Origin of the sequence: Protofrankia sp. Cas4 (assembly GCF_963555915.1) — a bacterium.
GTDB lineage: Bacteria > Actinomycetota > Actinomycetes > Frankiales > Frankiaceae > Protofrankia.
The window spans coordinates 27903-33285 of the sequence record NZ_CAUVXL010000121.1 but is presented as its reverse complement, the minus strand read 5'-3'; the positions used below and the strand labels follow the sequence as shown (position 1 = coordinate 33285).

General features: G+C 67.2%; 4 protein-coding genes. All 4 read right to left on the bottom strand.

The window, feature by feature from the left end:
• Positions 1-1230, bottom strand: a 1230-nt coding sequence (locus U9979_RS11380; protein WP_322779357.1) for an ABC transporter ATP-binding protein, incomplete at its 3' end; no start/stop codon positions are given.
• 116 nt (positions 1231-1346) lie between these two features.
• Positions 1347-3080 (bottom strand): ABC transporter ATP-binding protein, encoded by a 1734-nt coding sequence (locus U9979_RS11375; RefSeq protein ID WP_322779356.1) that lies wholly within the window; start codon positions 3078-3080, stop codon positions 1347-1349.
• 308 nt (positions 3081-3388) lie between these two features.
• Positions 3389-3862 (bottom strand): VOC family protein, encoded by a 474-nt coding sequence (locus U9979_RS11370; protein WP_322779355.1) that lies wholly within the window; start codon positions 3860-3862, stop codon positions 3389-3391.
• A 228-nt stretch (positions 3863-4090) separates the two neighbouring features.
• Complete coding sequence (locus U9979_RS11365) at positions 4091-5089, bottom strand: undecaprenyl-diphosphate phosphatase (RefSeq protein ID WP_322779354.1); 999 nt, start codon at positions 5087-5089, stop codon at positions 4091-4093.
• Positions 5090-5383 lie beyond the last annotated feature (294 nt).

Genomic DNA, 5383 nt, shown 5'->3' with positions numbered 1-5383 from the left:
CGGCTGGTCCGGCTCGTAACGGAACATGACGTGCTCGAAGGTGACGCGGCCATGCAGCCGGTCCGGGTGCGCGGCCGTGACCGGGTCGGGTTTCTGCTCGGCTGCGTCAAGCAGGTCGAACACCCGCTCCGCGGAAGCCACCCCGGACTGCACCAGGTTCGCCATACTCGCGACCTGGGACAGCGGCTGACTGAACTGCCGGGAGTACTGGACGAACGCCTGTACGTCACCAATCGACAGCGCGCCGGAGGCGACCCGCAGCCCACCGACGACCGCCACCAGCACGTAGTTGAGGTTCCCGATGAACATCATCGCCGGTTGCATGAGCCCGGAGATGGACTGGGCGCGCCAGCTGGCGGTAAAGAGCCGCTCGTTGTGGTCACGGAAGAGCTGCGCGGACTCCTCCTGCCGGCCGAAAGCCCGAACCAGTGCGTGCCCGGTGTACATCTCCTCGATGTGCGCGTTGAGCCGACCAGTGATCTTCCACTGGGCGACGAACTGCGGCTTCGCGAACTTCCCGATCCGCGCTGCGATTATGATCGATATTGGCACCGTGACCAGCGCGATCAACGCCAGAATCCAGGAGATCCAGAGCATCATCGACAGCACGCCGACGATGGTCAGCAGCGATACGATGACCTGCGACAGGCTCTGCGACAGGCTCTGCCCGAGGTTGTCGATGTCGTTGGTGACCCGGCTGAGCACCTCACCCCGCGTCTGGTGATCGAAGTAGCGCAACGGCAGCCGGGAGATCTTAAGCTGCACATCCCCGCGTAGCCCGCCGAGTACCCGCTGCAAGGCCACATTCACCAGCCGGGCCTGCACGACGCCGCACAGCCCCGCCAGCGCGTAGACGACGAGCACCCACATCAGCACGGAGCCGATCGCTGCGAAGTCCATCCCATGACCGGGCGTGACGTCGAGCGAGGAGAGCAGGTCAGCCTGGGTTCCGTGGCCGGTGGCGCGCAGCTGCGCGACGGCCTGCGCCTTGGACGTGCCGGCCGGCAGCCGCCGGCTGAAGATCCCGGCGAACACCAGGTCGGTGGCATGCCCGAGCAACCGTGGGCCGAGCACGGTGAACCCGACGCTCACTGTCGCCAGCCCGATGGCCACGACGAACAGGTGGCGCTGCGGACGCAGCAGACCGAGCAGCCGGTGGCCCGACCCGGAGAAGTCCATCGACTTCTCCGCCGGGCCCTGACCCATGAAGAAACGACCCGGACCAGCCATGGGCGCCGGACCTCGACGCGCTGCCTGGACCGGTGCCGGTGCCTGGCCCGGTACCCCTGCCGGGCCAGGCACCTGGTTGGGTACCGGTGCCTGGCCGGGTACCCCTGCCTGGCGGGTCATGCGGCCTCCTCCTCGGTAAGCTGGGAGAGCACGATCTCCCGATACGTGGTGTTGCCAGCCATCAACTGGTGGTGGGTGCCGGTACCGACCACCTCGCCGCCGTCCAGCACGATGATCTGATCGGCCTCGCGGATGGTGGAAACCCGCTGAGCGACGATCACGACGGTCGCGGCGACGGTCTCCCGGGCGAGTGCGGCCCGCAGGTACGCGTCCGTCGCGTAGTCCAGCGCCGAGAATGAGTCATCGAACAGGTAGATCTCCGGGCGGCGGACCAGCACCCGGGCGATCGCGAGGCGCTGGCGCTGACCGCCGGACACGTTGATCCCACCCTGGGCGATCACGCTGTCCAGGCCCTCGGGCATGGCCTCGACGAACCCCTTCGCCTGCGCGATCTCGAGTGCGTGCCACAGGTCGGCGTCCGTGGCGGCCGGGTTGCCGTAGCGCAGATTGGTTGCGATCGTGCCGGAGAACAGGTAGGGCTTCTGCGGGACCAGCCCGACGGTGGCGGCCAGCAACGCCGGGTCGAGTTCGCGGACATCGACGCCGTCAACGAGAATGGCACCCTGCGTGGCATCGGCCAGCCGCGGGATCAGGCCGATCAACGTCGTCTTCCCGCTACCGGTGCCACCGATGATCGCCGTGACCTGACCGGGCCGGGCCCGAATGCTGATCCCGCGCAGCACCGACGCCTGGGCTCCGGGATAGCCGAACCCGACGTCGCGCAGCTCGAGCTCGCCGTGCCGGTCGAGGGAACGCACCGGGTTCACCGGCGGCAACAGCGTGGACTCGGTCGCCAGCACCTCCCCGATGCGTTCGGCGCACACCTCAGCACGAGGGATCATGATGAACATGAAGGTGGCCATCATCAGCGACATCAGGATCTGCATGAGGTAGCTGAGGAAGGCGGTGAGCGCGCCGATCTGCATCTGGCCGGCGTCGATGCGGTGCGCGCCGAACCACAGCACGGCCACGCTGGCGACGTTCACCACCGTGAGCACCAGCGGAAACATCAGCGCCATCAGCCGGCCGAACTGCAGCGAGACGTCGGTCAGCTCGGCGTTGGCCACCCCGAACCGGCGCTGCTCGTAGTCGTCGCGGACGAAGGCGCGGATCACTCGCAACCCGCTGAGCTGTTCGCGCAGGATCCGGTTGACGACGTCAAGACGCTCCTGCATGGCCCGGCCCAGCGGCTTCATCCGGCGCACGATCGCGATGATGATCGCGCCGAGAACCGGTACGATCACGATGAGCAGGGTCGACAGCCTGGCGTCCTGGTGCAGGGCCAGCACAATACCGCCCAGGCACATGATCGGTGCGGACACCATCAGCGTGAAGCTCATCAGCGCCAGCATCTGAACCTGCTGGACGTCGTTGGTCGCCCGGGTGATCAGGGATGGTGCGCCGAACCGACCGACCTCACGGACGGAGAACGACTGCACCTGGTCGAAAAGCGCCGCCCGCAGGTCCCGACCGAGCGCCATCGCGATCCGGGCGCCGAAGTACACCGCGGCGCCCGCGCAGACGATCTGCACGGCGGCGACCCCGAGCATGATCCCACCTGTGCGCAGGATGTAGCCCGTATCGCCGGTGATCACCCCGTGGTCGATGATGTCGGCGTTCAGGGTCGGCAGGTACAGGATGGCGATCGTCGCCACCAGCTGCAGGCCGACCACGATCGTGATCGGCCGGGTGTACGGGCCGAGGTGGGCCCGCAGGAGTCGGATCAGCATGCGGTCTCTCTCGGCGGCGGGGCGGGACGGGACAATGGTCCAGACGGTGGCAAGGCTGTCACACCGCTGCTCCGGTCCGGGGGAGGACCACGGCGCCACCCCGCGCAACCGACGAACGGTCACCACACCGCCGACGTACGGGAGCCGACGTATCGGAATAGTACGAGCTGAACCCGGTATCAGGTAACGGTTCACCGGGCCGATGGATGTGAATCCTCTGCTGCTGGAGAAGCATCCGATTCACATCCTTGAGAGCCGGTCGAGCGGACCGGGATCGACCTGGTTCTCGGGCGCCTTGCCCGCCATCCCTACGCCTGATCGGCGGCGCGCCGCAGCTCCTCAATATCGATCTTCTTCATCGCCAGCATCGCCCGCATGGCGCGCTGGGACCGCCCGGAGTCGGGGTCGCCGAGCACCTCGCCCAGCGCGGCCGGAATGATCTGCCAGGACAGCCCGTAGCGATCCTTGAGCCAACCGCAGGAGCCCTCCTGGCCGCCGTCGGACAGCCTGCTCCAATACTCGTCGACCTCTCCCTGAGAACCGCAGCTGACCTGCAACGAGATCGCCTCGGAGAACGTGAACTCCGGCCCGCCGTTCAGAGCGACGTACTCCTGCCCGTCCAGCATGAAGGTGACGGTCATGACTGTGCCCTCTGGACGGGGTCCGGCCTGGCCATAGCGAGTGACATCAAGGATCTTTGAGTTCGGGAAAATCGACGTATAGAACTCGGCAGCCTCTTCCCCCTGGGTGTCGAACCACAGCCACGGCGTAATCTTGGACATCGCCCGATCCTTTCTCTCCGGTCGTCAACCATGTCCAGTCTGCCCGACCGTGATGGCGCTGACAGGTCGGTGACCGCCATCGCGCGGCGCTCCAGCCCCTTCGCCCGGCACGCTCCGCTCAGGAACCAAAGGATGTGAACCGGATGCTTCTCCAGCAGCATCGGATTCACATCCTTTCGTAACCACCAACGGGATGCCGGCAGCGGCCCTGGGCCGCACCGGCCGCCGTCAGCTGCCGATGGTGAAACGCAGGGTGGCCAGTCCCCCGACGACGAGGCAGTACACGGCGAACGGGGTGAGGGTGCGGGTCTGGAAATAGTTGGTGAGGAAACGTACGGACAGGTAGGCGGCGGTGCCGGCGACCAGCATCCCGACGATGACCTGGCCGTGGATGTGGCTGCCGGCGTCACCGGCGAGGGCCGGGAGTTTCAGGACGCCGGCGGCGAGGATGACGGGGGTGGCGAGCAGGAAGGAGAACCGGGCTGCGTCCTCGTGGTCAAGGCCGCGCAGCAGCCCGCCGACCATGGTGATCCCGGACCGGGAGATACCGGCGAACAGCGCGAGGGTCTGGAACAGGCCGATGACGCCGGCATCCCGGTAGGCGAGCCGGTCGAGGCTGCGGTGTTCGGCCACCACCAGGCCCTGGTGCTCGGTGACGACGTCGCCGTCATCGGTGCCCTCACCGGCGCCCTCACTGGCAGCACCGGCACCGGCACCGGCGCGAGCTGTGGGTACGGGATGTGCGTGGCGGGTTTCCGCGGCGCGGCGCAGCCGTTCCCCGGCGAGCAGGATGACGCCGTTGAGGGTGAGGAACAGCGCGGCGGCCAGCGGTTTGGCGAACAGTGTCCGGAAGGTGTGTTCGAGGACGATGCCGGTGAGTCCGACGGGGACTGTAGCGATGATTAGTAGCCAGGCCAGCCGCTCGTCCGAGGTGGTCACGGTACGCGTGCGTACCGTGTTGACGAAGGCGCGAACGATGCGGGCCCAGTCGGACCGGAAGAAGATGAGCAACGCGACGGCGGTCGCGACGTGCAGCGCGACGATGAACGCCAGATAGGGCGACTTCTCGCTGGTCGAGGACGCCGATTCGGTGACGAGGTGCTTCCAGCCTCCGCCGATCACCGCGGGAACCAGCACGGAATGCCCGAGGCTGGACACCGGGAACAGTTCGGTCACGCCTTGCAACAGCCCGGTGACAATCGATTGGGTGTAGGTGAGGTCACTCACGGTTCTTCTCGTCTCCAAGCTACTGGACCTGGGCGGCCGGGTGTGCTGGACGTGGCGCAGCCGTTACCGCCAGTACATTACTACGACGTTGTCGTATGCTACGACGAGACGTCGTGGCTACGGGATGGCGGGGTTGCATGGGCGACCGGGTGGACAGTCGTCGGGCCCGCCGGGCACGAGGCGCGCTGGAAAGCGAGGTGCTGGCCGCGCTGTGGGCCACCGACGAGCCGGTGACTCCGGCCGCCATTCAGCAGTCCCTCGGCGGCGATCTCGCCTATACGACGGTGACGACCA